Genomic DNA, 25,009 nt, shown 5'->3' with positions numbered 1-25,009 from the left:
GGGGCGGCGACCCTCACGCGTCGTACACGTCCGCCTTCCTCGGCATCGGGTCCTGGATCGCCCCGCTGAGGAAGCCGGAGCGCGTGCCGAACTTCTCGGTGTTCACGCCGTTCTCCGCGAGGACCTTGATGGCCGCCGAGTGCACCACGCGCAGCACGGGCGTGGCGGCGCGCAGCGCGTCGTCGGCCATGAAGCGGTGCCGCCACGGCTTGTCGGCCCAGGCGTGCCGCAGGCCGAAGGGCTCGGGCAGGACCAGCTTGCCGCCGAGGTGGTCCAGGAGCGGCGGGTACCAGGTGAAGGGGGCGCGCACGGCGAGGCGTACGACCTCGTCGGCGTCGACCAGCGGCAGGTGGCGGTCGACGGTCTCCCAGAACTTGATGGCCTTGGAGACCGTCTTCGTCTTGGGCTCGGGCTTGGTCGTGAACAGGGAGTGCACGGGGCCCAGCGCGTGCCCGGTGACCTCGATGCGCAGCGTCTCGTGCAGCACGGTCACCGTGATGAGCATCGTGATGACCAGCTGGCCGTCCCAGAGGGTGAACTGGACGCCGAGGTAGTGCCGGTCCCCGCTGCCGAACTGCTGTTCGTTGCAGATGCGCTGTATCTCGTGGCCGCGGATCTGGAAGGCGTCGACGTCCGTGCCGGTGGGGCGGGCCACCGATCCGGCGTTCTCCCCGATCGGGGAGACGATCCAGTGGTTTATCGACGGGGTCGGGAAGCCGCCGGTGTGCAGGGGACCGCGCTCCAGCATGCGGAGCTGGTCGTGCACCGCCCGTATGACGTCCCAGCTGCGGAAGGGGTGGATCTCCTTGCCGTCCTCGGCGGGCACCAGCTCCTCGGCCAGCTGCCAGCTGCCCCAGCGTGTGCCCATGCCCAATATGCCCTTGGGCCCGGCGTAGAACACGGAGTTGCTCTGCTGCTCGGCGGAGAGCCTGGCCAGGCCCTGGCGCAGCCGCTCGGCGGCCGTCTCGCCGGGGCTGCCCGGCACCGCCTCGGGGATCTTGGCGCCGATGCCGCCGCCCGAGAGCAGGCTCCCCCAGCGCTCGCGCATGTCCCTGGCGGTGCGCTCGGCGATCTGCTTGGCCCAGAACCAGCCGACCACCGGCAGGACGATCGACGCCCGCAGGTACCAGGCCCAGAAGCCGTCGAAGGGCAGCTTGAGCAGGGCGAGCACGGCCAGCACGCCCATGGCGACCAGGACGGCCGAGGCGAGCGCGCCCGCCCGCTTGTTCTCACCCTTGGCGACCTGGCGCCTGATGGTGAAGACGAGCAGCCAGACGATCAGTCCCGGCAGGAACAGCAGGCCGCACAGGACCATCACCGCCGTGAGCCAGCTGTCGCGCTCCTTGCGGATGCGGTTCGCCGCGAGGCAGTGCTCCACCACCGCCTGCGGCTCGATGCCGAAGGACTGGATGAGCGGCTTGCGGCCGCCGCCGAGCATCCGCACCTGCACGGTCCGCGCGAACGCCTCACCGAGGCTCGGCTTGAACAGTGACCAGAGCCCGGGTTTGACCACGGACTTGTGCCACTCGCTGTTGGCCTTCAGGATCTCGTCGACGTCTCCGTCCCGGTACGCCGCCGAGGCCAGGGCGTGGGTCGCCGCGGTCTGTCCCGCGGCGCCCGAGAGCGGGACCTGTGCCCCGGGCCTGAAGTCGAATACATCGTCCGCCACTGCCGCCCCCTCGCCGCGACGCCTTCGCTCCTGCGGCTCTTCCCGACTTCCTTGTCCGGCACACCTGTTGCCGTCCGGCACATCCGGTGATCAGGTCATCAGCGTATCGGTGCGCACCGACATCCGTCAGGGCGCACCGGATCCGCCGGGGGAGTGCGGAAGGCCGCCCGCCCGAGAGCGGCTGGGCGGGCGGCCTCGTCCGCCGGTCCGGTCCGGCCCGGCGCAACTACGTAGCGCCCTGGGCCTGTTCGCGGATCCGCTCCGACAGCTGAGGGGGCATCGGCTCATGGCGGACGTACGCGCGGCTGAACCGGCCGGTGCCCTGGGAGAGGGAGCGCAGATCCACCGCGTACCGGCCGATCTCGATCTCGGGGACCTCGGCCCGTACGAGTGTGCGCCCGCCCGGTGCCTGCTCGGTGCCGACCACCCGGCCGCGACGGCCCGACAGATCGCTCATCACCGCGCCGACGTGGTCGTCACCGACCAACACCCGCACTTCGGCCACCGGTTCGAGCAGGTGGATCCTCGCCCCGGCGGCCGCCTCGCGCAGCGCGAGGGCGCCCGCCGTCTGGAACGCGGCGTCCGAGGAGTCCACCGAGTGCGCCTTGCCGTCCAGCAGCGTGACGCGTACGTCGATGAGCGCGTACCCGGCGGCGACGCCCTTCGCCGCCTGGGCGCGCACGCCCTTCTCGACGGACGGGATGAACTGCCGCGGGACCGCGCCGCCGACGACCTTGTCGACGAACTCGATGCCGCTGCCGCCGGGCAGCGGCTCCACCTCGATCTCGCAGATCGCGTACTGGCCGTGCCCGCCGGACTGCTTCACATGGCGCCCGCGCCCCGTCGACCGGTCCGCGAACGTCTCCCGTAGGGAGACCTTGTGCGGTACGACGTCGACCTGCACGCCGTACCGGCTGCGCAGCCGCTCCAGGGCCACGTCGGCGTGTGCCTCGCCCAGGCACCACAGGACCACCTGGTGGGTGTCCTGGTTCTGCTCCAGGCGCATCGTCGGGTCCTCGGCGACCAGGCGCGCGAGCCCCTGCGAGAGCTTGTCCTCGTCCGCCTTGCTGTGCGCCTGGATGGCGAGCGGCAGCAGCGGGTCCGGCATGTCCCAGGGCTCCATCAGGAGCGGGGCGTCCTTGTCCGAGAGCGTGTCGCCGGTCTCCGCGCGGTGCAGCTTGGCCACGCACGCCAGGTCGCCCGCCACGCACCGGGTCAGGGTGCGCTGCTGTTTGCCGAAGGGTGAGGAGAGCGCGCCGATGCGTTCGTCGGCCTCGTGGAGGGCGCGGCCCTCAGGACCCCGGTCGGCCAGGCCGTGGCCGGAGACGTGCACCGTCTCGTCGGGGCGCAGGGTGCCGGAGAAGACGCGTACGAGCGAGATCCGGCCGACATACGGGTCGGAGGCGGTCTTGACCACCTCGGCCGCCAGCGGGCCGTCCGGGTCGCAGGTGAGCGCGGGCCGGGCCTTGCCGTCCGGCGTGGTCACGGCCGGCGCCGGGTGCTCCAGCGGGGTGGGGAAGCCACCCGTGATCAGCTCCAGGAGTTCGACCGTGCCGATGCCCTGACGGGCGCCCTGCGTTGCGGGCCCCGCGGCGAGCACGGGATGGAAGATGCCGCGCGCCACGGCGCGCTCCAGGTCGTCCACGAGTGTCTTGAAGTCGATGTCCTCGCCGCCGAGATAGCGGTCCATGAGGGACTCGTCCTCGCTCTCGGCGATGATCCCCTCGATCAGCTTGTCGCGCGCCTCCCGGATCAGCGGCAGCTGGTCGCCGCCCGGCTCGGACTCCTTGCGCTCCCCGGAGGCGTAGTCGTAGATCCGCTGGGAGAGCAGTCCGATCAGGCCGGTCACCGGCGCGTGCCCGTCGGGGCCCTGCTCACCGTGGAGCGGCAGATACAGCGGCAGCACGGCGTCCGGGTCGTCGGCGCCGAACGCCTCGGCGCAGCAGCGCGTGATGTCGGCGAAGTCGGTGCGGGCCGACTCCAGGTGCGTGACCACGATGGCCCGCGGCATGCCGACCGCCGCGCACTCCTCCCAGACCATGCGGGTGGTGCCGGTGATGCCCTCCGTGCCCTCGGCCGCCGAGACGACGAAGAGGGCCGCGTCCGCGGCGCGCAGACCGGCCCTCAGCTCACCGACGAAGTCGGCATACCCGGGGGTGTCCAGGAGGTTGATCTTGATGCCGTCCCATTCGAGGGGCACCAGGGACAGCTGCACCGAGCGCTGCTGCCGGTGTTCGATCTCGTCGTGGTCGGAGACGGCGGTGCCGTCCTCGACCCGGCCCGCCCGGTTCACCGCCCCCGCGGTCAGCGCGAGGGCCTCCACCAGGGTCGTCTTGCCCGATCCGCTGTGGCCGACCAGCACCACATTCCGTACGGACGTGGGGTGGTCGGCCGTCACTGCCCTGCCGGCGGCTCCGGGGTGTGCGTTCGCCTTGTCGCCCATGCCTTGCCTCCCGGTCACGTGCACGGTGAGGAGGCTCAGCCCCCTCGGGGATGCTGGCTGCTGCGGACGCGCTGGGGCCCGGTGCGGGGCGGCTCCGACGGCGCCCGTGGTGCTTCCGAGCTTTCCACTCGGCTCCCGGTGCGTCCATACGTCGTACGCGATCGTGAGGGGGCGAGCCGGGCCCTCAGGGGCGTGACTACGATGGGTCGGCCGGTGGCCAACGGGGCCACGCGGCGCACCGACCCCTCGGGAAGGCCATGCTGAACAAGTACGCGCGTGCATTCTTCACGCGTGTCCTCACACCGTTCGCCGCGTTTCTCATCCGCCGCGGGGTCAGCCCCGACGCGGTGACCTTCATCGGCACGGCCGGTGTGGTGGCGGGAGCGCTGGTCTTCTTCCCCCGTGGCGAGTTCTTCTGGGGCACGATCGTCATCACGCTGTTCGTCTTCTCCGACCTCGTCGACGGCAACATGGCCCGCCAGCTCGGCCGCTCCAGCCGCTGGGGCGCCTTCCTCGACTCGACGCTCGACCGGGTGGCCGACGGTGCGATCTTCGGTGGCCTCGCCCTCTGGTACGCCGGATCGGGTGACGACAACATCCTCTGCGCCGTCTCCATCTTCTGCCTGGCGAGCGGCCAGGTGGTCTCGTACACGAAGGCGCGCGGCGAGGCGATCGGCCTGCCCGTCGCCGTCAACGGCCTGGTGGAGCGCGCCGAGCGCCTGGTGATCTCGCTGGTCGCCGCGGGGCTCGCGGGCCTCCACACGTTCGGCGTCCCCGGCATCGACATCCTGCTGCCCATCGCCCTGTGGATCGTCGCGGTGGGCAGTATGGTCACCCTCGTCCAGCGCGTCGTGACCGTGCGCCGCGAGTCGGCGGAGGCCGACGCCGGCCCGGCCGGTCCGGGCCAGGAGAGTGAGACCGCGCAGTGAAGGACCGACTCACCGACGCGCTGTACGGCCTCGGCTGGAGCACCGTCAAGAAGCTCCCGGAGCCGGCCGCCGAGCGGCTCGGCAGGACCATTGCCGACGCGGTCTGGAAGCGCCGCGGCAAGGGCGTGCTGCGGCTGGAGGCCAACCTCGCGCGCGTGGTGCCCGACGCCGGCCCGGAGCGGCTCGCCGAGCTCTCCAGGGCGGGCATGCGGTCGTACCTGCGCTACTGGATGGAGTCCTTCCGGCTGCCGTCCTGGAGTCGGCAGCGCATCAAGGACGGCGTCGACGTCAAGGACCTGCACCACCTCACCGACGGGCTCGCCGCCGGCAAGGGCGTCGTCATCGCGCTGCCGCACCTCGCCAACTGGGACCTCGCGGGCGCCTGGGTCACCACCAAGCTGGAGACCCCCTTCACGACCGTCGCCGAGCGCCTGAAGCCCGAGACGCTCTACGACCGCTTCGTCGCCTACCGCGAGAGCCTCGGCATGGAGGTCCTGCCGCACACCGGCGGCTCCGCCTTCGGCACGCTGGCCCGGCGGCTGCGCGCGGGCGGCCTGGTCTGCCTCGTCGCGGACCGCGACCTGTCGGCCTCCGGCGTCGAGGTGAAGTTCTTCGGGGAGAGCGCCCGGATGCCCGGGGGACCCGCGATGCTGGCCCAGCAGACCGGCGCGCTGCTCCTGCCCGTGACGCTCTGGTACGACGGACCCGTCATGAAGGGCCGGGTCCACCCGCCCGTGGACGTCCCCGAGACAGGTACCCGCGCCGAGAAGACGTCTGTCATGACGCAGGCGCTGGCCGATGCCTTCGCCACCGGTATCGCCGATCACCCGGAGGACTGGCACATGCTCCAGCGACTGTGGCTCGCCGACCTGGAACCCCGCTCCGACGGGTCCGCGGCGGGGGAGTCCTCGTGAAGGTCGGCATCGTCTGCCCGTACTCGTGGGACGTGCCGGGCGGCGTCCAGTTCCACATCCGGGACCTCGCGGAGCACCTCATCCGGCTCGGCCACGAGGTGTCCGTCCTGGCCCCGGCCGACGACGAGACCCCGCTGCCGCCGTACGTCGTCTCGGCGGGCCGCGCCGTCCCGGTGCCGTACAACGGCTCGGTGGCGCGGCTCAACTTCGGCTTCCTGTCCGCCGCGCGGGTGCGCCGCTGGCTGCACGACGGCACGTTCGACGTGATCCACATCCATGAGCCGACGTCGCCGTCGCTGGGGCTGCTCACGTGCTGGGCCGCGCAGGGCCCGATCGTCGCGACGTTCCACACGTCCAACCCGCGCTCCCGGGCCATGATCGCCGCGTATCCGATCCTCCAGCCCGCCCTGGAGAAGATCAGCGCCCGCATCGCGGTGAGCGAGTACGCGCGCCGCACCCTCGTGGAGCACCTGGGCGGCGACGCGGTCGTCATCCCGAACGGCGTCGACGTCGACTTCTTCGCCAAGGCCGAGCCCAGGCCCGAGTGGCAGGGGGAGACGATCGGCTTCATCGGCCGCATCGACGAGCCCCGCAAGGGACTGCCGGTGCTGATGAAGGCGCTGCCGCAGATCCTCGCCGAGCGCCCGAACGCGCGTCTGCTGGTCGCCGGGCGCGGTGACGAGGACGAGGCGGTGGCCACGCTCCCCGCCGAACTGCGCTCCCGCGTGGAGTTCCTCGGCATGGTCAGCGACGAGGACAAGGCACGGCTGCTGCGCAGCGTCGACCTGTACGTCGCCCCGAACACCGGCGGCGAGAGCTTCGGGATCATCCTGGTCGAGGCGATGTCCGCCGGTGCGCCCGTGCTCGCCAGCGACCTCGACGCCTTCGCGCAGGTCCTCGACCAGGGCGGCGCGGGCGACCTGTTCGGCAACGAGGACGCGGAGTCCCTCGCCAAGGCGGCGGTGCGCCTCCTCGCCGACCCCGAGCGCCGCGAGGGCCTGCGCGAGCGCGGCAGCACACACGTGCGGCGCTTCGACTGGTCGACCGTCGGCGCGGACATCCTCGCCGTCTACGAGACGGTGACGGACGGCGCGGCCTCGGTCGCCACCGACGAACGCACGGGCCTGCGGGCACGGTTCGGCCTGGCCCGGGACTGACCCTCCTGACCCCGCGGGACGCCCGGCGGTGAGCCGGGCCTCCCAGGGGGACTAGCCTTTGGGCCCGTGACCTCCACCCTGATCTGGATCGCGGCAGCCCTCTTCGCGATCGGCCTGTACCTGAGCTGGACCGCCGGGCGGCTCGACCGGCTGCACGCGCGCATCGACGCGGCCCGCGCCGCCCTCGACGCGCAACTGCTGCGCCGCGCTTCGGTCGCCCAGGAACTGGCCACCTCCGGAGTCCTCGACCCCGCCGCCTCGATCGTGCTCTACGAGGCGGCGCACGCGGCCCGGCAGGCGGAGGAGGAGCAGCGCGAGGTCGCCGAGAGCGAGCTGAGCCAGGCGCTGCGGGCCATCTTCGGCGAGAGCCAGCAGGTCGAGGCGGTGCGCGAGGCCCCGGGCGGGGACGAGGCGGCCACCGAACTGGCCGCGGCCGTACGCCGGGTGCCGATGGCCCGCCGCTTCCACAACGACTCCGTACGCGCCGCCCGCGCCCTGCGCAGGCACCGCAAGGTCCGCTGGTTCCGCCTCGCGGGCCACGCGCCCTTCCCGATGGCGTTCGAGATGGACGACGAGCCCCCGGTAGCCCTGGCGGACCGGGCCACTACGTAGCGGGGCGCCGCGTTGCTGGAACAGCGCTGACCAGGGACGTCCCGAAAAAACGAGCCACCGGTCATTCATTGGCCCTTGCTGTGGCCTGGTGGCCGGGAGTTTCCTCAAAGGCGCAGTAACTGTCTCCAGCGAGTCTTCAGCGAGTGAGGTCAACTCCGTGTCCAGCCCCGCCAGCAACAACCCGTCCCCCGAGACCGGCACCGCGCGCGTGAAGCGCGGCATGGCCGAGCAGCTCAAGGGCGGCGTCATCATGGACGTGGTCAACGCCGAGCAGGCGAAGATCGCCGAGGACGCCGGCGCCGTCGCCGTCATGGCGCTGGAGCGGGTGCCCGCCGACATCCGCAAGGACGGCGGCGTCGCCCGGATGTCCGACCCGAACATGATCGAAGAGATCATCGAGGCCGTCTCCATCCCGGTCATGGCCAAGTCCCGCATCGGCCACTTCGTCGAGGCCCAGGTCCTGCAGTCCCTCGGCGTCGACTACATCGACGAGTCCGAGGTCCTGACCCCGGCCGACGAGGTCAACCACAGCGACAAGTTCGCCTTCACGACCCCGTTCGTGTGCGGCGCCACCAACCTGGGCGAGGCCCTGCGCCGCATAGCCGAGGGCGCGGCCATGATCCGCTCCAAGGGCGAGGCCGGCACGGGCAACGTCGTCGAGGCCGTCCGCCACCTGCGCCAGATCAAGAACGAGATCGCCAAGCTGCGCGGCTTCGACAACAACGAGCTGTACGCCGCCGCCAAGGAGCTGCGCGCCCCCTACGAGCTGGTCAAGGAGACCGCCGAGCTCGGCAAGCTCCCGGTCGTGCTCTTCTCCGCCGGTGGCGTCGCCACCCCCGCCGACGCCGCCCTGATGCGCCAGCTCGGCGCCGAGGGCGTCTTCGTCGGCTCCGGCATCTTCAAGTCCGGCGACCCGGCCAAGCGCGCCGCCGCCATCGTGAAGGCCACCACCTTCTACGACGACCCGAAGATCATCGCGGACGCCTCCCGCAACCTCGGCGAGGCCATGGTCGGCATCAACTGCGACACCCTGCCCGAGACCGAGCGCTACGCGAACCGAGGCTGGTAATGACCACTCCCGTAGTGGGCGTCCTCGCCCTCCAGGGGGACGTACGGGAGCACCTGATCGCCCTGGCCTCGGCGGACGCCGTGGCCAGGCCGGTGAGGCGCCCCGAGGAACTGGCCGAGGTCGACGGCCTGGTCATCCCCGGCGGCGAGTCCACCACCATCTCGAAGCTGGCCACCCTCTTCGGCGTCATGGAGCCCCTTCGCGCGCGCGTGCGCGACGGCATGCCGGTCTACGGCACCTGCGCGGGCATGATCATGCTCGCCGACAAGATCCTCGACCCGCGTTCGGGCCAGGAGACGGTGGGCGGCATCGACATGATCGTGCGGCGCAACGCCTTCGGGCGGCAGAACGAGTCGTTCGAGGCGGCCGTCGACATCAAGGGCGTCGAGGGCGCTCCCGTGGAGGGCGTCTTCATCCGCGCGCCCTGGGTGGAGTCGGTCGGAGCGCAGGCCGAGGTGCTCGCCGAGCACGGGGGCCACATCGTCGCCGTGCGCCAGGGCAACGCCCTCGCCACGTCCTTCCATCCCGAGCTGACGGGCGACCACCGGGTCCACGCTCTGTTCGTGGAGATGGCGCGGGGTAACCCGCGCGCGGGATCCTTGTAGGATCTCCCGGGGTATCTCCCGGGCCCGCAAGACCCGGGAGTTCGTACAGGTTGGGTAACGCGAAGGAGACAGGCAGATGTCCGGCCACTCTAAATGGGCTACGACGAAGCACAAGAAGGCCGTGATCGACGCCAAGCGCGGCAAGCTCTTCGCGAAGATGATCAAGAACATCGAGGTCGCGGCCCGTACGGGCGGCGCCGACCCGGCCGGTAACCCGACCCTGTTCGACGCCATCCAGAAGGCCAAGAAGAGCTCGGTCCCGAACAAGAACATCGACTCCGCGGTCAAGCGCGGCGCCGGCCTCGAAGCCGGTGGCGCCGACTACGAGACGATCATGTACGAGGGCTACGGCCCGAACGGCGTCGCGGTGCTCATCGAGTGCCTCACCGACAACCGCAACCGCGCCGCGTCCGACGTCCGCGTCGCCATGACGCGCAACGGCGGCTCGATGGCCGACCCGGGCTCCGTCTCGTACCTCTTCAACCGCAAGGGCGTCGTGATCGTCCCCAAGGGTGAGGCCGGGCTCTCCGAGGACGACGTCCTCGGCGCGGTCCTGGACGCCGGTGCCGAAGAGGTCAACGACCTCGGCGACACCTTCGAGGTGCTCAGCGAGGCCACCGACCTGGTCGCGGTCCGCACCGCGCTCCAGGAGGCCGGCATCGACTACGACTCGGCCGACGCCAACTTCGTCCCGACCATGCAGGTCGAACTGGACGAGGACGGCGCCCGGAAGATCTTCAAGCTGATCGACGCCCTGGAGGACAGCGACGACGTGCAGAACGTCTTCGCCAACTTCGACGTCTCCGACGAGGTCATGGCCAAGGTGGATGCCTGAGCCGCGGCTTCGCTGACGGGCCGGTACGCCTGCGCCGACGGGCCGACGGGGACACGCCCCCGTCGGCCCGTCGCGTTGTCGGTGCGAGGCGTTGTCAGTGCGAGCCGATAGCCTGCACAAACAGGTGAGCGAAGAGGTGGGGGGCTGTCGTGCGGGTGCTGGGCGTGGACCCGGGGCTGACCCGGTGTGGGGTCGGCGTCGTCGAAGGCGTCGCCGGACGCCCCCTGGCCATGCGCGGTGTCGGAGTCGTACGGACCCCGGCCGACGCCGAGTTGGGCCACCGCCTCGTCGCCATCGAGCAGGGCATCGAGCAGTGGCTCGACGAGCACAACCCCGAAGTCCTCGCCGTGGAGCGGGTGTTCAGCCAGCACAATGTGCGTACGGTCATGGGCACCGCCCAGGCCAGCGCCGTCGCCATGCTCTGCGCCTCCCGCCGCGGCATCCCCGTCGCCCTGCACACCCCGAGCGAGGTCAAGGCCGCCGTCACCGGCAGCGGCCGCGCCGACAAGGCCCAGGTGGGCGCCATGGTGACCCGGCTGCTGCGGCTCGACGCACCGCCGAAGCCCGCCGACGCCGCGGACGCCCTGGCCCTCGCCATCTGCCACATCTGGCGCGCCCCCGCGCAGAACCGCCTCCAGCAGGCCGTCGCCCGGAACCGCATCCAGCAGGCCGCGGCACCGCACGCCAGGAAACCCCCGACAGCAGCAGCACAGAAAGGCCGTACCGCATGATCGCCTTCGTCAGCGGCCCCGTCGCCGCCCTCGCCCCCGATACCGCGGTGGTCGAGGTCGGCGGCATCGGCATGGCCGTCCAGTGCACGCCGAACACCCTCTCCACGCTCCGGGTGGGCCAGCAGGCCAAGCTCGCCACCTCCCTGGTCGTGCGCGAGGACTCCCTGACCCTGTACGGCTTCGCGGACGACGACGAGCGCCAGACCTTCGAGCTGCTCCAGACCGCGAGCGGCGTCGGCCCGCGCCTGGCCCAGGCCATGCTCGCCGTACACAGCCCCGACGCCCTGCGGCGCGCGGTCTCCACCGGCGACGAGAAGGCCCTGACCGCCGTGCCCGGCATCGGCAAGAAGGGCGCCCAGAAGCTCCTCCTGGAGTACAAGGACCGCCTCGGCGAACCGCTCGGCACCGGCGGCCCCACGATCGGCAAGGCCGTCACCTCCGGCTGGCGCGACCAGCTGCACGCCGCGCTGATCGGCCTCGGATACGCCACGCGCGAGGCGGACGAAGCCGTCGCCGCCGTGACCCCGCAGGCCGAGGCGACCGAGGGCACGCCGCAGGTGGGCCAGCTCCTGAAGGCCGCGCTCCAGACCCTGAACCGCACCCGCTGAGCGCTCCCGCGCCCGCCCCCCGACCCCCTGACCCCCTGACCCCCGAACCACATCGCGAGGCACACCGCATGAACTGGGACGACAGGCCCGAAGACGCAGCAGCCGCTGCCGCCGCGGCCGAGCGGCTCGTCGGGCCCGCCGCGGAGCGGCTGGTGGACTCCGGCGCCGACGGCGAGGACCAGGCCGTCGAGGCCGCCCTGCGCCCCAAGGACCTGGGCGAGTTCATCGGCCAGGAGAAGGTCCGCGAGCAGCTCGACCTCGTCCTGCGGGCCGCCCGCGCGCGCGGCGCCACCGCCGACCACGTCCTGCTCTCCGGCGCTCCCGGCCTCGGCAAGACCACCCTCTCGATGATCATCGCCGCCGAGATGGGGGCCCCGATCCGCATCACCAGCGGCCCCGCCATCCAGCACGCGGGCGACCTCGCCGCGATCCTCTCCTCCCTCCAGGAGGGCGAGGTCCTCTTCCTCGACGAGATCCACCGCATGTCGCGGCCCGCCGAGGAGATGCTCTACATGGCCATGGAGGACTTCCGCGTCGACGTCATCGTCGGCAAGGGCCCCGGCGCCACCGCCATCCCGCTCGAACTGCCGCCCTTCACCCTGGTCGGCGCCACCACCCGCGCGGGCCTGCTGCCCCCGCCGCTGCGCGACCGCTTCGGCTTCACCGCGCACATGGAGTTCTACGAACCCGCGGAGCTCGAGCGGGTCGTCCACCGCTCCGCCCAGCTGCTCGACGTGGAGATCGACACGGCGGGCGCCGCCGAGATCGCGGGCCGCTCGCGCGGTACGCCCCGTATCGCCAACCGCCTGCTGCGCCGCGTGCGGGACTACGCCCAGGTCAAGGCCGACGGCAGGATCGACCGCGAGATCGCGGGCGCGGCCCTCGCGGTCTACGAGGTCGACGGACGCGGCCTCGACCGCCTCGACCGCGCGGTCCTCGAAGCCCTGCTCAAGCTGTTCGGCGGCGGCCCCGTCGGCCTGTCCACCCTCGCGGTCGCCGTGGGGGAGGAGCGCGAGACAGTCGAGGAGGTGGCCGAGCCCTTCCTCGTACGGGAGGGGCTGCTCGCCCGCACCCCCCGCGGCCGCGTCGGAACCCCCGCGGCATGGGCGCACCTGGGGCTCACACCCCCGCAGAAAGCGGGCGGAGCCGGTCAACAGGATCTGTTCGGGGCGTGACGACGACGCAACCGCCCCCACGGACGACAGAACGGCGCGGATAGTCGTCCGGTCAGGAACTGCGGTGCCATGCTGAGCGTTGTTCCTTAGGCGCGGACTCGCTTAGACTCCGCCGACGCCGCCTTTGCGGGCGGCGTGCCCACCCCCATCCATCAGGCCGCTTACCCGCGCGGTCGTGCGAAGGAAACTCCGTCCCGTGAATATCGTGACCCTCCTCCCGTTCATCGTGCTCATCGGGGCCATGTTCCTGATGACCCGGTCTGCGAAGAAGAAGCAGCAGGCCGCCGCGCAGATGCGTAACGAGATGCAGCCCGGCACCGGCATCCGCACGATCGGTGGCATGTACGCCACCGTCAAGGAGGTCCACGACGACGCCGTCCTCCTTGAGGTGGCCCCCGGTGTCCACGCGGTTTACGCGAAGAACGCGATCGGCGCCGTTCTCGCCGACGACGAGTACAACCGCATCGTGCACGGCACCGAGGACAACCTGAACGAGGACACCCCCGTCGTTCCGGACGACGCCTCCTCCCTGACCGAGCCCGCCGAGCCCGCTGAGCCCGCCGACGCCTCCGACGACTCGCGCATCGACCTCGGCAAGAAGGACGCGGCCGCCGAGGCCGACGACGCGAAGCCGAAGAAGACCGACGGCGAGTCCGACGCGAAGTAGTCACGACCGGGGCCCGTGGGGCGCGCCGCTCGCGCGCCACGGGCCCCGGACCACGTGCATTTCGCGCCGAATCTCGACACCACTTCATGGCCGCCCGCCCGGGCCCTCCCCGCACCGTTCGGGGCCGGACCGGACGCCGGGCGGTTGGACAGGGAGAACGAGAAGGTGGCAGCACCGAAGAAGGGCCGAAGGCAGGGCGCACCGGGCAAGCCGGGCCGCGCGCTGGCCTTCATCCTGATCGCCCTCGTGGCGCTGACCGGGGGAATGTTCCTTTCCGGGCACACCACACCGAGGCTGGGCATCGACCTCGCGGGTGGTACGAGCATCACGCTCGAGGCGAGGAACGAGCCGGGCCAGCAGAACGCGATCAACCCGACCAACATGAACACCGCCGTTGACATCATCAACAACCGTGTCAACGGTCTGGGTGTCTCCGAGGCCGAGGTTCAGACGCAGGGCGATCGCAACATCATCGTCAACATCCCCAAGGGGACGAACGAGAAGCAGGCGCGCGAGCAGGTCGGTACGACCGCTCAGCTCTACTTCCGTCCGGTGATCACGCAGGCCCCCAGCGGCCCGGCCCCCGAGCCGACCCCCAGCTCCTCGTCCGGGACGGACAAGGAGAAGGACAAGGCCACCGACAAGGACAAGGCCACCGACGAGGCGACGGACAAGGCGTCCGACAAGGACAAGGCCACCTCTCCGACGTCCTCCTCATCGCCCCAGGGCCGCGCCGTCAGCGAGGCCCTGAAGGCCGACCCGACCTCGCCCACGACGGACAAGGCCAAGGACGACACGAAGAAGGACGAGAAGCCTTCGCCCACGCCGTCCACGGACCCGGCCACGGCCAAGCTCCAGGAGCAGTTCACCAAGCTGGACTGCACGGACAAGAAGGCCCGCGCGGCGGCCGGCAAGGGCGTCAAGCCGTCCGAGCCGACCATCGCCTGCGGCAAGAGCCCCGACGGCAAGACGTGGGACAAGTTCATCCTTGCCCCGGCCGAGGTCAACGGCAAGGACGTCGACGAGGCCAAGGCGACGATCAACCAGCAGAACGGTGCCTGGGTCGTCAACATGGACTTCACCAAGGCCGGCTCGAAGAAGTTCGCGAAGACCACGGCGAAGCTCTCGCAGCAGCAGCCCCCGCAGAACCAGTTCGCCATCGTCCTGGACGGCGAGGTCGTCTCGGCCCCCAGCGTCAGGACGACCCTGAGCGCCAATGCCGAGATCTCCGGCAGCTTCAACCAGGACTCGGCCAAGGACCTCGCGAACATCCTGTCGTACGGCGCGCTGCCGCTCACCTTCCACGAGCAGAGCGTCACCACGGTCAGCCCGGCCCTCGGTGGCGAGCAGCTGGAGGCGGGCCTGATCGCGGGCGCCATCGGCCTCGCGCTCGTCGTGATCTACCTGGTGGCGTACTACCGCGGCCTGTCGCTCATCGCCATCGTGAGCCTCCTGGTCTCCGCGGCGCTGACGTACACGATCATGACGCTGCTCGGCCCGACCATCAAGTTCGCGCTGAACCTGCCCGCGGTCTGCGGCGCCATCGTCGCCATCGGCATCACGGCGGACTCGTTCATCGTCTTCTTCGAACGCGTCCGTGACGAGGTCCGCGAGGGACGCACGCTGCGCCCCGCCGTCGAGCGGGCCTGGCCGCGTGCCCGGCGCACCATCCTGGTCTCCGACTTCGTGTCGTTCCTCGCCGCCGCCGTCCTCTTCGTCGTCACGGTCGGCAAGGTGCAGGGCTTCGCGTTCACGCTCGGCCTGACCACGCTGCTCGACGTCGTCGTGGTCTTCTTCTTCACCAAGCCGCTGATGACGCTCATGGCCCGCAAGAAGTTCTTCGCGAGCGGCCACAAGTGGTCCGGCTTCGACCCGAAGCGGCTCGGTATCAAGCCCCCCGTCCGCCGGTCCCGCCGCGCCACCGGCTCCTCCGTTGGCCCTGTCGACCCGAAGGAGGCGTGAGATGTCGAAGCTCGGCAATCTCGGCGCCAGGCTCTACCGCGGCGAGGTCGGTTACGACTTCGTCGGCAAGCGCAAGATCTGGTACGCCGTCTCGATACTGATCACCATCACGGCCATCGTCGGCCTGGCGGTGCGCGGCCTCAACATGGGCATCGAGTTCGAGGGCGGCGCCGTCTTCAACACCCCCAAGACGAGCGTCTCGGTCGCGAAGGCCGAGGAGTCCGCGGAGAAGGCCTCCGGCCACGACGCGATCGTCCAGAAGCTGGGCGACGACGCGATGCGCATCCAGATCGCGGGTGTGGACATCGACAAGTCCGACCAGATCAAGGCGGCGCTGGCCAAGGACCTCGACGTCAAGGCCGCGGACATCAACGCCGACCTGGTCGGCCCCAGTTGGGGCGAGCAGATCGCCAACAAGGCCTGGCAGGGCCTGGCGATCTTCATGGTCCTCGTGGTGATCTACCTGGCCATCGCCTTCGAATGGCGCATGGCTCTCGCGGCCCTGATCGCGCTGATCCACGACATCACCATCACCGTGGGTGTGTACGCGCTCGTCGGCTTCGAGGTCACGCCGGGCACGGTGATCGGTCTGCTGACCATTCTCGGTTACTCGCTCTACGACACGGTCGTGGTTTTCGACAGCTTGAAGGAGCAGTCGAAGGACCTCACCAAGCAGACCCGCTTCACCTACAGCGAGGTCGCCAACCGCAGTATCAACGGCACCCTGGTGCGCTCCATCAACACCACGGTCGTCGCGCTGCTGCCGGTGGCGGGCCTGCTCTTCATCGGTGGCGGTGTCCTCGGCGCCGGCATGCTCAACGACATCTCCCTGTCGCTGTTCGTCGGCCTCGCGGCCGGCGCGTACTCCTCGATCTTCATCGCGACGCCGCTCGTCGCCGACTTCAAGGAGCGCGAGCCGCAGCTGAAGGCCCTCAAGAAGCGGGTGCTCGCCAAGCGCGCGGCGGCCGCGGCCAAGGGTGAATCGGCCGAGGGCCCGCAGTCCGCGGACTCTGAGAACTCCGACGACTCCGACGGCTACGACGGCTACGACGACGAGGGGCCGCAGGACAGCGCCTCCGGCGACGCCGCACCGGCTGCTGTCGTAGGGCCGCGGACCCAGCCCGCCTCGAGGGGCCGCGGCAGGGGCCGTCCGTCGGGGAAGCGCCGATGACGGAGCTCGCAGGCGTCACGGAGCTGCTGCTCAGCCGCATCCGTGACGTCCCGGACTACCCGGTCCCGGGCGTGACGTTCAAGGACATCACCCCGCTCCTCGCGGACCCCGTGGCGTTCACGGCGCTCACCGACGCGCTGGCCGACTTCAGCGTGCGGCACGGCGCCACGAAGATCGTCGGCCTGGAGGCCCGCGGCTTCATCCTCGGCGCCCCGGTCGCGCTCCGCGCGGGGCTCGGCTTCATCCCCGTACGCAAGGCGGGCAAGCTCCCCGGGGCGACGCTGAGGCAGAGCTACGACCTGGAGTACGGCAGCGCCGAGATCGAGGTGCACGCCGAGGACCTGGCGGCGGGCGACCGCGTCATGGTCATCGACGACGTCCTCGCCACCGGCGGCACGGCCGAGGCCTCGCTGAACCTGATCCGGCGCTCCGGCGCCGGGGTGGCCGGCGTCGCGGTCCTGATGGAGCTCGGCTTCCTGGAGGGCCGGCGCAAGCTGGTCCAGGCCCTGGACGGGGCGCCCCTGGAGGCGCTGATCACCATCTGAGCGACCCACGCGACCCACGCGACAGCGCGACGGACGCCCCGGCACCGGCCGGGGCGTCCGGCGTCGTTTCCGGCGGCATCCCGGGCTTCCGGGGGCCCGGGTTGTCGTGTCCGGGCCGGTCGGCGGGAATCGATGTTCCGCCCCGCACGTTTCTCCTGTACAGAGGTGTCTCACCGGCCGCAGGCGAGCCGAAGCCCCAGGATCGATACCATGGGTACTTCGGGGCCTGTCCGGGGGACCCCGATCGCGCACAGGGAGCGCTCTTGCCAGACGAGTCCCAGCCACTCACCGCCGCCAAGGCCGCCCAGAAGGCCCAGCAGGCCTCGGCGGGCTCCGCCGCGCCCGCGAAGAAGGCAGAAGGCGCGCAGGGCGGCTCGTCCGCGCAGCGCGCCAAGGGAGAGGTTTCCCGGGGCGACAAGCCGGCCGAGCAGCCCCGCCCGAAGCCGCCCGCGGACCACCACCCGACGGCTCCCGCGATCCGTCCCGCCACGGGCCAGCCCACGCGCTCCGGCTCCTCCAACCGCGTACGGGCCCGGCTCGCCCGCCTCGGCGTCCAGCGTTCGAACCCGTACAACCCGGTCCTGGAGCCCCTGCTGCGGATAGTGCGCAGCAACGACCCCAAGATCGAGACGGCTACGCTCCGCCAGATCGAGCGGGCCTACCAGGTCGCCGAGCGCTGGCACCGCGGCCAGAAGCGCAAGAGCGGCGACCCGTACATCACGCACCCCCTCGCCGTGACGACCATCCTCGCCGAGCTCGGCATGGACCCGGCCACCCTGATGGCCGGTCTCCTGCACGACACCGTCGAGGACACCGAGTACGGCCTGGACACCCTGCGCCGCGACTTCGGCGACCAGGTCGCACTGCTCGTCGACGGCGTGACCAAGCTCGACAAGGTCAAGTTCGGCGAGGCCGCGCAGGCCGAGACCGTCCGCAAGATGGTCGTCGCCATGGCCAAGGACCCGCGCGTCCTGGTCATCAAGCTCGCCGACCGACTGCACAACATGCGCACGATGCGGTACCTCAAGCGCGAGAAGCAGGAGAAGAAGGCGCGCGAGACCCTGGAGATCTACGCGCCGCTCGCCCACCGCCTGGGCATGAACACCATCAAGTGGGAGCTGGAGGACCTCGCCTTCGCGATCCTCTACCCCAAGATGTACGACGAGATCGTGCGCCTGGTCGCCGAGCGCGCCCCCAAGCGCGACGAGTACCTCGCCATAGTGACCGACGAGGTCCAGGCCGACCTGCGCGCAGCCCGCATCAAGGCCACCGTCACCGGCCGCCCGAAGCACTACTACAGCGTCTACCAGAAGATGATCGTCCGCGGCCGTGACTTCGCGGAGATCTACGACCTGGTGGGTATTCGGGTACTTGTCGACACCGTGCGCGACTGTTACGCCGCGCTCGGCACCGTCCACGCGCGATGGAACCCGGTCCCCGGCCGGTTCAAGGACTACATCGCGATGCCGAAGTTCAACATGTACCAGTCGTTGCACACGACGGTCATCGGCCCCAACGGCAAGCCCGTCGAGCTCCAGATCCGTACGTTCGACATGCACCGCCGCGCCGAGTACGGCATCGCCGCGCACTGGAAGTACAAGCAGGAGGCCGTCGCCGGCGCCTCGAAGGTGCGTACGGACGTGCCGAGGAAGGCCGGCGGCAAGGATGACCACCTCAACGACATGGCGTGGCTGCGCCAGCTCCTGGACTGGCAGAAGGAGACCGAGGACCCCAGCGAGTTCCTCGAGTCCCTGCGCTTCGACCTGTCGCGCAACGAGGTCTTCGTCTTCACGCCGAAGGGCGACGTCATAGCGCTCCCGGCGGGCGCCACCCCCGTCGACTTCTCGTACGCGGTCCACACCGAGGTCGGCCACCGCACCATAGGGGCCCGGGTCAACGGCCGCCTCGTGCCGCTCGAATCGACCCTGGACAACGGCGACCTGGTGGAGGTCTTCACCTCCAAGGCGGCAGGCGCGGGCCCGTCGCGCGACTGGCTCGGCTTCGTCAAGTCGCCACGGGCGCGCAACAAGATCCGCGCGTGGTTCTCCAAGGAGCGCCGCGACGAGGCGATCGAGCAGGGCAAGGACGCCATCGCGCGCGCCATGCGCAAGCAGAACCTGCCGATCCAGCGGATCCTGACCGGCGACTCCCTGGTCACCCTCGCGCACGAGATGCGCTACCCCGACATCTCGTCCCTGTACGCGGCGATCGGCGAAGGCCACGTCACCGCGCAGTCCGTCGTGCAGAAGCTGGTCCAGGCCCTCGGTGGCGAGGAGGCCGCCAACGAGGACATCGCCGAGAGCGCGCCGCCCTCGCGCGGCCGCAGCAAGCGCCGCTCCAACGCCGACCCGGGTGTCGTGGTCAAGGGCGTCGACGACGTGTGGGTCAAGCTGGCCCGCTGCTGTACGCCCGTCCCCGGCGACCCCATCATCGGCTTCGTCACGCGCGGCAGCGGCGTCTCGGTCCACCGGAGCGACTGCGTGAACGTCGACTCGCTCTCGCGTGAGCCGGAGCGGATCCTTGAGGTCGAGTGGGCGCCGACCCAGTCCTCGGTCTTCCTCGTCGCCATCCAGGTCGAGGCCCTGGACCGCTCCCGCCTCCTGTCCGACGTCACGCGCATCCTCTCCGACCAGCACGTGAACATCCTCTCGGCGGCGGTACAGACCTCCCGCGACCGCGTCGCCACCTCCCGCTTCACCTTCGAGATGGGCGACCCGAAGCACCTGGGGCATGTACTCAAGGCCGTCCGAGGAGTAGAGGGTGTGTACGACGTGTACCGGGTGACGTCGGCGCGCAGGCCCTGAGCGGGCGCGGCGCGCGGAACGGGGGAAGGCGATGGACCACGGCGTGGGCGCGACCGTCGCCGGGCGGTACCGGCTGCTCGGGCCGCTGGGCCGCGGCGGCATGGGTGTGGTGCACGAGGCCGAGGACACCCGCCTCGGGCGGCGCGTGGCGGTGAAGATGCTGACGGCCGTCGAAGGCCTCGCCGAGGACGGTGAGGCCCGCGACCGGTTCCTGCGCGAGGCGCGGGCCCTCGCGCGCATCGACCACCCGGGCGTGGTGACGCTGTACGACGCCGGGGTGGCCGACGGGACGCCCTACCTCGTCATGCAGGTGCTCGACGGACTGAGCCTCGCGGAACTGGTCAAGCGGACCGGGCCGCTGCCGGTGCCCGTCGTCGCCCTGATCGCCCTGGACGTGGTGCGCGGCCTCGCCGCGGCGCACGGATCCGGCGTACTCCACCGGGACGTCAAGCCCTCCAACATCGGCATCAACCGCGGCGGCCATGTCGTCCTGCACGACTTCGGGCTCGCCCGGCTCGCGGGGGAGCGGGCCATCACCAGGACGGGGGAGCTCATCGGCACCCCGCAGTTCATGGCCCCCGAAGCCATCCGGGGCGTGACCCCGTCACCGGCCGCCGACCTGTACGGCCTCGGCGCCTGCATGTACCTCATGCTCACCGGGGAACTGCCGCTCGGTGACGCCACGGTCGACTACGGCGCCATCGTGGACCGCGCGCTCGGCGACGGCGTCCCCAAGCTCTGTGAACGAAGCAGCCGGGTCCAAGGGGCACCTGCCCACCTCCTCGACCTGGTCGACCGGCTCTGCGCCCAGGACCCCGCCGACCGGCCGCAGCACACCGGCGCCACCGAGGAACTGCTCGAACGGTACGCGGACGGCGGCCGGGAGGCCCTGGCCGCGCTCCTGGCAGGTCAGGTGAGGGACGAGGCGGTGCGCTCCCTCGGCGAGCAGGCGGCCGTCGCCGAGGAGCCGGAGTACGACTGGGAAGAGGCCGTCCCGCACCCGAGGGCCGCACCCGCCGACCCCCTGCACCCGCCGACGCTCAGCGAGGCCACCCGCCGCATCGTGCTCAGCAGCATGACCCCGCAGAGCGCCCTGTCCCGCCAGCGTGAGGCGGTCAACCTCGTGCTCCGCGGCGAGCTGCAGGAGGCCGCGCAGATGCTGGCCGCGGTGGTCCCCGTCTGCCTCTCGTCGCTCGGGCCCACCCACCCGACGACGCTCATCAGCCAGTACTGGCAGGCCGTCTGCCTGGCCCGGCTGGGCGCGGGAGACAAGGCCGTGGAACTGCTCGCCCGGGTGAACCGTCACGTGGACCAGCGAAGAGGGAGTGAGCGGTGACCGATCTGGTGGTGGAGGTCCGGGAAGCCGACGCCGAGGACGAACTGCGGTCCCTGGCCGACTGGCTGCGCGAGGACGAGACCCTCGACGGGCACCTCCGGAGCAGGGTCGCCTCGGCCGCGCCCGCCCCGGCGGACCACATGGGCGCCGGCTTCGACGTCCTCGAACTCGCCCTCGGCACCTCCCTGTCCACCGCAGCCCTGGTCGTCTCCCTGCTCCAGTGGCAGCTCTCGCGCCGCCGGGCCCCGGCCCTCGTGCTGAGCCGCGGCGACGTACGCGTGGAACTCACCCAGGAAGCGGCGCGCGACGAGGAGACCCTGCGGCGCGTCATGGCGGTCCTCGAGCCCGGCGAGGGAGGCGCTGCCGATGGCGACGGCGCTCCCTGACCCGGCCCGCTCCCGCGCCGTCCTGGTCGGCACCGCGTCCTACCGCCACCTGCCCCAGCTGCCGGCCGTCGAGGCCAACGTGGTGGACCTGGCGGCCGAGCTGTGCGACGCGACCGTCTGGGGGCTCCCCGTCCAGCACTGCACCGTGGTCACCGACCCGCAGAGCGTCCCCGCCATGCTCGACCCTGTGCACCAGGCCGCCGACGAGGCCACGGACACCCTCGTCGTGTACTACGCCGGACACGGCATGCGCGACTCGGAGTCCACGGACCTCTACCTCGCCCTCGGTGACTCGCGCGACACCATGGGGTACACCGCGGTCGCCTACCAGCACCTGCGCACCGCGCTGCGCGGCTCCCGCGCCCGGCGCAAGATCGTCGTACTCGACTGCTGCTTCAGCGGACGCGCCGCCCGCACGCTCTCCGGCGGTGACGTGCTCGCCGCGCAGGCCGCCGTCGACGGGGCGTACGTCCTCACCGCCTCGCCCCGCGACCGCGTGGCCCTCGCGCCCGACGGGGAGCGCTACACGGCGTTCACCGGCGAACTCCTGACCGTCCTGCGCGGCGGCGTCCCCGACGGCCCCGAGCTGATCGACCTCGAAACGCTCTACCGCGTCCTCGAGGAGCGGCTGCGCGCCAAGAACCGCCCGCTGCCCCAGCGCTCCCAGGAGAACGGCGTCGGCCGCCTGCCCTTCGCCCGCAACAAGGCCCGCGCCGCCCGCAGCGCCCCCGCGGGCCCCGTCCTCGCCACCGACATCCGCGCGGCCATGGTCGCCACCGGACTGAACGTCGCCCGGCTGCTGCGCGCCGAGGGGAACACCCGGGACGCGCTGCCCGTGCTGCGCCTCGCGCTCCAGGAGCAGGTCAGCGACGGCCGGGGCGAACTGCTCGCCGTACAGCTGGAGTTGTCGGAGCTACTGGCCGAGACCGGGCAGATCCGCGAGGCCATCGAAGTCCTGGAACTCGCCTTCCAGCAGGTGCACAAGGTGTACGGGCCCGAGGCCGTCCTCGTCTGCCGCAGGCTCGCCGATCTGCTCCAGGAGTCCGGCAACCACATCCAGGCCTGCGAGGTCCTCAAACACGCGCTGGACATCAACGACTACGGGGGAGCCCGCACCCCTCCATAGCCAGAGCCGAAGGGCCCGGCCGGTGGTCACCGGCCGGGCCCTTCGCACGTCCGCGGGGTCAGCCGCCGAACTCGTGCAGCCCCTTCAGCGCCTGGTCGAGCAGCGCCTGGCGGCCGTCCAGCTCCTTCTGGAGCTTGTCGGCCTTGGCGTTGTTGCCCGCCGCGCGGGCCGTCTCGATCTGGCCGCGCAGCTTGTCCACGGCCGCCTGGAGCTGGCCGGTGAGACCCTCGGCACGCGCGCGTGCCTCCGGGTTCGTGCGGCGCCACTCGGCTTCCTCGGACTCCTGGAGCGCCCGCTCCACGGCCTGCATACGACCCTCGACCTTGGGCCGGGCGTCGCGCGGGACGTGGCCGATGGCCTCCCAGCGTTCGTTGATCGAGCGGAACGCGGCCCGCGCCGCCTTCAGGTCCTTCACCGGGACGAGCTTCTCGGCCTCCTCGGCCAGCTCCTCCTTGAGCTTCAGGTTCTCCGACTGCTCGGCGTCGCGCTCCGCGAAGACCGCGCTGCGCGCCGCGAAGAACACGTCCTGGGCGCCGCGGAAGCGGTTCCACAGGTCGTCCTCGTGCTCACGCTGGGCGCGGCCGGCAGCCTTCCAGTCGGCCATCAGCTCGCGGTACCGCGCGGCCGTCGGACCCCAGTCCGTCGAGCCCGACAGCGCCTCGGCCTCGCCGACCAGCTTCTCCTTGGTCTTGCGGGCCTCCTCGCGCTGCGCGTCCAGCGACGCGAAGTGCGCCTTGCGGCGCTTGGAGAACGCCGAGCGGGCGTGCGAGAAGCGGTGCCACAGCTCGTCGTCCGACTTGCGGTCGAGACGCGGCAGACCCTTCCAGGTGTCCACCAGCGCCCGCAGCCGCTCACCGGCCGCCCGCCACTGCTCGCTCTGGGCCAGCTCCTCGGCCTCGACGACCAGGGCCTCCTTGGCGTGCCGCGCCTCGTCGGACTGCTTGGCCTTCTGGGCCTTGCGCTCCTCGCGCCGGGCCTCGACGGTCTCCACGAGCTGGTCGAGCCGCTTGCTCAGGGCGTCCAGATCGCCGACCGCGTGCGCCTCGTCGACCTGCTGGCGCAGATGCCCGATGGCGGTCATCGCGTCCTTGGCCGACAGGTCGGTCGTCTTCACCCGGCGCTCGAGAAGTCCGATCTCGACGACCAGACCGTCGTACTTGCGCTCGAAGTAGGCGAGGGCCTCATCAGGAGATCCTGCCTGCCACGAACCGACCACTCGCTCGCCGCCGTCGGCCGTACGCACGTACACGGTCCCCGTCTCGTCGACGCGGCCCCACGGGTCGCTGCTCACAGCGCCTCCTCCACATGATGCCTGCGCAGGGCCGTCGGGCCCCCGGCATCGTCCACAGTTTCGTCACCGCCAACATAGGCGACCGGCGGGGCGGCTGTCCGCATCCCGCACGACCGAAGTTTGCCTGGCGGAGCTCAGGATTTGGTGACGGTCGCCTTGTCGATGACGACGGTCGCGTTGGGGGCGCCGTCACCCTGCCCGGAGCTCTCCCCGGCCGCGGCGATCTTCTTGAGCACCTTCATCCCGGAATCGGAAATGGTCCCGAACGGTGTGTAGTCGGGCGGGAGCTGACTGTCCTGGTAGACCAGGAAGAACTGGCTGCCACCGGTGTCGCGGCCCTTCTTCGTCCGGGCGTCGTACTGGTTCGCCATGGCGACCGTGCCGGCCGGATAGACGCCGCCCTTCAGGCGCTTGTCCTTGAGGTTCTCGTCCGGGATCGAGTAGCCCGGGCCGCCCTTGCCGGTGCCCTCCGGGTCGCCGCACTGGAGGACGTAGATGCCGCCCGTGGTGAGGCGGTGGCACTTGGTGTGGTCGAGGTAGCCCTTGTTCACCAGGAAGTCGAACGAGTTGACCGTGTGCGGGGCCTTCGCCGCGTCCAGGTCGAGGCCGATGTCGCCGCACGTCGTCTTCAGGTCCATCGTGTACTCGGCGGACCTGTCGACCTTGAGCGCCGGCTCCTTCTTGAAGCTCAGCGGCTTCACCTTGCCGGGAGCCGCCTTCGCGCAGGGGTCCTTGGGCGTGCTGGTGGGCGCCGCGCCCGCGTCGTCCCGCGTCGAACCGTCGCCGTCGAAGGCACCCGCCGCGTACGACACCGCGCCGCCCGCCACCACCACCGCGAGCGTCCCCGCGATCACGCCGTTGCGCAGGCGCACCCTGCGCCGCGCGGCCTCCCGCCGCTGCTGCTGCCGCTCGAACTTCTCCCGGGCGAGCTGCCGCCGCCGCTGATCGTTGCTGACCACCGGGTTCTCTCCCCT

At 71.2% G+C, this 25,009-nt stretch carries 22 protein-coding genes; 18 read left to right on the top strand and 4 right to left on the bottom strand.

All coding sequences use genetic code 11. From position 1 onward, the window contains the following. Positions 1 to 13: 13 nt before the first annotated feature. Positions 14 to 1,669 (bottom strand): hypothetical protein, encoded by a 1,656-nt coding sequence (locus KKZ08_RS06745; RefSeq protein WP_223773571.1) that lies wholly within the window; start codon positions 1,667 to 1,669, stop codon positions 14 to 16. Positions 1,670 to 1,895: 226 nt separating this feature from the next. Then, positions 1,896 to 4,112 carry an elongation factor G-like protein EF-G2 gene (locus KKZ08_RS06740; RefSeq protein ID WP_223773570.1) on the bottom strand — a complete coding sequence of 739 codons (2,217 nt, stop codon included), beginning with the start codon at positions 4,110 to 4,112 and terminating at the stop codon, positions 1,896 to 1,898. Positions 4,113 to 4,369: 257 nt separating this feature from the next. Between KKZ08_RS06740 and pgsA the strand changes: the two genes are divergently transcribed. From pgsA to KKZ08_RS06650, 18 genes are all read left to right on the top strand, one after another. Then, complete coding sequence (pgsA, locus tag KKZ08_RS06735; protein WP_223773569.1) at positions 4,370 to 5,041, top strand: phosphatidylinositol phosphate synthase; 672 nt, start codon at positions 4,370 to 4,372, stop codon at positions 5,039 to 5,041. Then, positions 5,038 to 5,955, top strand: coding sequence for a phosphatidylinositol mannoside acyltransferase (locus tag KKZ08_RS06730; RefSeq protein ID WP_223773568.1), 918 nt, complete (start codon positions 5,038 to 5,040; stop codon positions 5,953 to 5,955). Before pgsA ends, KKZ08_RS06730 begins: the two co-directional genes overlap by 4 nt. Next, positions 5,952 to 7,112, top strand: a complete 1,161-nt coding sequence (locus KKZ08_RS06725) for a glycosyltransferase family 4 protein (protein WP_223773567.1) — start codon at positions 5,952 to 5,954, stop codon at positions 7,110 to 7,112. Before KKZ08_RS06730 ends, KKZ08_RS06725 begins: the two co-directional genes overlap by 4 nt. Positions 7,113 to 7,178: 66 nt before the next feature. Next, positions 7,179 to 7,724 (top strand): hypothetical protein, encoded by a 546-nt coding sequence (locus KKZ08_RS06720; protein WP_223773566.1) that lies wholly within the window; start codon positions 7,179 to 7,181, stop codon positions 7,722 to 7,724. 157 nt (positions 7,725 to 7,881) lie between these two features. Then, positions 7,882 to 8,793, top strand: a complete 912-nt coding sequence (gene pdxS / locus KKZ08_RS06715; protein WP_223773565.1) for a pyridoxal 5'-phosphate synthase lyase subunit PdxS — start codon at positions 7,882 to 7,884, stop codon at positions 8,791 to 8,793. Then, complete coding sequence (pdxT, locus tag KKZ08_RS06710; protein WP_223773564.1) at positions 8,793 to 9,398, top strand: pyridoxal 5'-phosphate synthase glutaminase subunit PdxT; 606 nt, start codon at positions 8,793 to 8,795, stop codon at positions 9,396 to 9,398. Before pdxS ends, pdxT begins: the two co-directional genes overlap by 1 nt. A 76-nt stretch (positions 9,399 to 9,474) precedes the next feature. Then, positions 9,475 to 10,233 carry a YebC/PmpR family DNA-binding transcriptional regulator gene (locus KKZ08_RS06705; RefSeq protein WP_223773563.1) on the top strand — a complete coding sequence of 253 codons (759 nt, stop codon included), beginning with the start codon at positions 9,475 to 9,477 and terminating at the stop codon, positions 10,231 to 10,233. Positions 10,234 to 10,382: 149 nt separating this feature from the next. After that, positions 10,383 to 10,964, top strand: coding sequence for a crossover junction endodeoxyribonuclease RuvC (ruvC, locus tag KKZ08_RS06700; protein WP_223773562.1), 582 nt, complete (start codon positions 10,383 to 10,385; stop codon positions 10,962 to 10,964). Beyond that, on the top strand, positions 10,961 to 11,572 hold the full coding sequence (gene ruvA / locus KKZ08_RS06695) for a Holliday junction branch migration protein RuvA (RefSeq protein ID WP_223773561.1): 612 nt from the start codon (positions 10,961 to 10,963) through the stop codon (positions 11,570 to 11,572). The genes ruvC and ruvA overlap by 4 nt, the downstream gene beginning before the upstream one ends. Before the next feature lie 68 nt (positions 11,573 to 11,640). Then, on the top strand, positions 11,641 to 12,747 hold the full coding sequence (ruvB, locus tag KKZ08_RS06690) for a Holliday junction branch migration DNA helicase RuvB (RefSeq protein WP_223773560.1): 1,107 nt from the start codon (positions 11,641 to 11,643) through the stop codon (positions 12,745 to 12,747). A gap of 196 nt (positions 12,748 to 12,943) precedes the next feature. After that, positions 12,944 to 13,414, top strand: a complete 471-nt coding sequence (gene yajC / locus KKZ08_RS06685) for a preprotein translocase subunit YajC (protein WP_223773559.1) — start codon at positions 12,944 to 12,946, stop codon at positions 13,412 to 13,414. 165 nt (positions 13,415 to 13,579) lie between these two features. Further along, complete coding sequence (gene secD / locus KKZ08_RS06680; RefSeq protein ID WP_223773558.1) at positions 13,580 to 15,376, top strand: protein translocase subunit SecD; 1,797 nt, start codon at positions 13,580 to 13,582, stop codon at positions 15,374 to 15,376. Between the two features lies 1 nt (position 15,377). Beyond that, positions 15,378 to 16,547 (top strand): protein translocase subunit SecF, encoded by a 1,170-nt coding sequence (gene secF / locus KKZ08_RS06675; RefSeq protein ID WP_223773557.1) that lies wholly within the window; start codon positions 15,378 to 15,380, stop codon positions 16,545 to 16,547. After that, a complete protein-coding gene (locus KKZ08_RS06670; RefSeq protein WP_223773556.1) occupies positions 16,544 to 17,092 on the top strand; it encodes an adenine phosphoribosyltransferase in 549 nt (182 codons plus the stop codon). Before secF ends, KKZ08_RS06670 begins: the two co-directional genes overlap by 4 nt. Before the next feature lie 263 nt (positions 17,093 to 17,355). Continuing rightward, positions 17,356 to 19,896 (top strand): bifunctional (p)ppGpp synthetase/guanosine-3',5'-bis(diphosphate) 3'-pyrophosphohydrolase, encoded by a 2,541-nt coding sequence (locus KKZ08_RS06665; RefSeq protein ID WP_223773555.1) that lies wholly within the window; start codon positions 17,356 to 17,358, stop codon positions 19,894 to 19,896. A 31-nt stretch (positions 19,897 to 19,927) separates the two neighbouring features. Further along, positions 19,928 to 21,232: a serine/threonine-protein kinase gene (locus KKZ08_RS06660; RefSeq protein ID WP_223773554.1), complete on the top strand. Its 1,305-nt coding sequence runs from the start codon at positions 19,928 to 19,930 to the stop codon at positions 21,230 to 21,232. After that, a complete protein-coding gene (locus tag KKZ08_RS06655; protein WP_223773553.1) occupies positions 21,229 to 21,618 on the top strand; it encodes a hypothetical protein in 390 nt (129 codons plus the stop codon). The genes KKZ08_RS06660 and KKZ08_RS06655 overlap by 4 nt, the downstream gene beginning before the upstream one ends. Then, positions 21,599 to 22,744: a caspase family protein gene (locus KKZ08_RS06650; protein WP_223773552.1), complete on the top strand. Its 1,146-nt coding sequence runs from the start codon at positions 21,599 to 21,601 to the stop codon at positions 22,742 to 22,744. Before KKZ08_RS06655 ends, KKZ08_RS06650 begins: the two co-directional genes overlap by 20 nt. 58 nt (positions 22,745 to 22,802) lie before the next feature. Here KKZ08_RS06650 and KKZ08_RS06645 read toward each other — a convergent pair whose 3' ends face one another. Continuing rightward, positions 22,803 to 24,035, bottom strand: coding sequence for a DUF349 domain-containing protein (locus tag KKZ08_RS06645; RefSeq protein WP_223773551.1), 1,233 nt, complete (start codon positions 24,033 to 24,035; stop codon positions 22,803 to 22,805). 134 nt (positions 24,036 to 24,169) lie between these two features. Then, positions 24,170 to 24,994 carry a peptidylprolyl isomerase gene (locus KKZ08_RS06640; RefSeq protein ID WP_223773550.1) on the bottom strand — a complete coding sequence of 275 codons (825 nt, stop codon included), beginning with the start codon at positions 24,992 to 24,994 and terminating at the stop codon, positions 24,170 to 24,172. Positions 24,995 to 25,009: the final 15 nt, after the last annotated feature.

The organism is Streptomyces sp. 135 (assembly GCF_020026305.1).
In the GTDB taxonomy this organism is placed as follows: Bacteria; Actinomycetota; Actinomycetes; order Streptomycetales; family Streptomycetaceae; genus Streptomyces.
The sequence above is the reverse complement of the archived record's forward strand: the minus strand, read 5'-3'. Positions and strand labels throughout refer to the sequence as shown.

Excerpts from the sequence above, each read along its gene's own strand:
- KKZ08_RS06705 (WP_223773563.1), top strand. The coding sequence starts at position 9,475 with ATGTCCGGCCACTCTAAATGGGCTACGACGAAGCACAAGAAGGCCGTG.
- pgsA (WP_223773569.1), top strand. The coding sequence starts at position 4,370 with ATGCTGAACAAGTACGCGCGTGCATTCTTCACGCGTGTCCTCACACCG.
- ruvB (WP_223773560.1), top strand. The coding sequence starts at position 11,641 with ATGAACTGGGACGACAGGCCCGAAGACGCAGCAGCCGCTGCCGCCGCG.
- ruvA (WP_223773561.1), top strand. The coding sequence starts at position 10,961 with ATGATCGCCTTCGTCAGCGGCCCCGTCGCCGCCCTCGCCCCCGATACC.
- KKZ08_RS06650 (WP_223773552.1), top strand. The coding sequence starts at position 21,599 with ATGGCGACGGCGCTCCCTGACCCGGCCCGCTCCCGCGCCGTCCTGGTC.
- KKZ08_RS06670 (WP_223773556.1), top strand. The coding sequence starts at position 16,544 with ATGACGGAGCTCGCAGGCGTCACGGAGCTGCTGCTCAGCCGCATCCGT.
- pdxT (WP_223773564.1), top strand. The coding sequence starts at position 8,793 with ATGACCACTCCCGTAGTGGGCGTCCTCGCCCTCCAGGGGGACGTACGG.
- KKZ08_RS06740 (WP_223773570.1), bottom strand. The coding sequence starts at position 4,112 with ATGGGCGACAAGGCGAACGCACACCCCGGAGCCGCCGGCAGGGCAGTG.
- secF (WP_223773557.1), top strand. The coding sequence starts at position 15,378 with ATGTCGAAGCTCGGCAATCTCGGCGCCAGGCTCTACCGCGGCGAGGTC.
- KKZ08_RS06660 (WP_223773554.1), top strand. The coding sequence starts at position 19,928 with ATGGACCACGGCGTGGGCGCGACCGTCGCCGGGCGGTACCGGCTGCTC.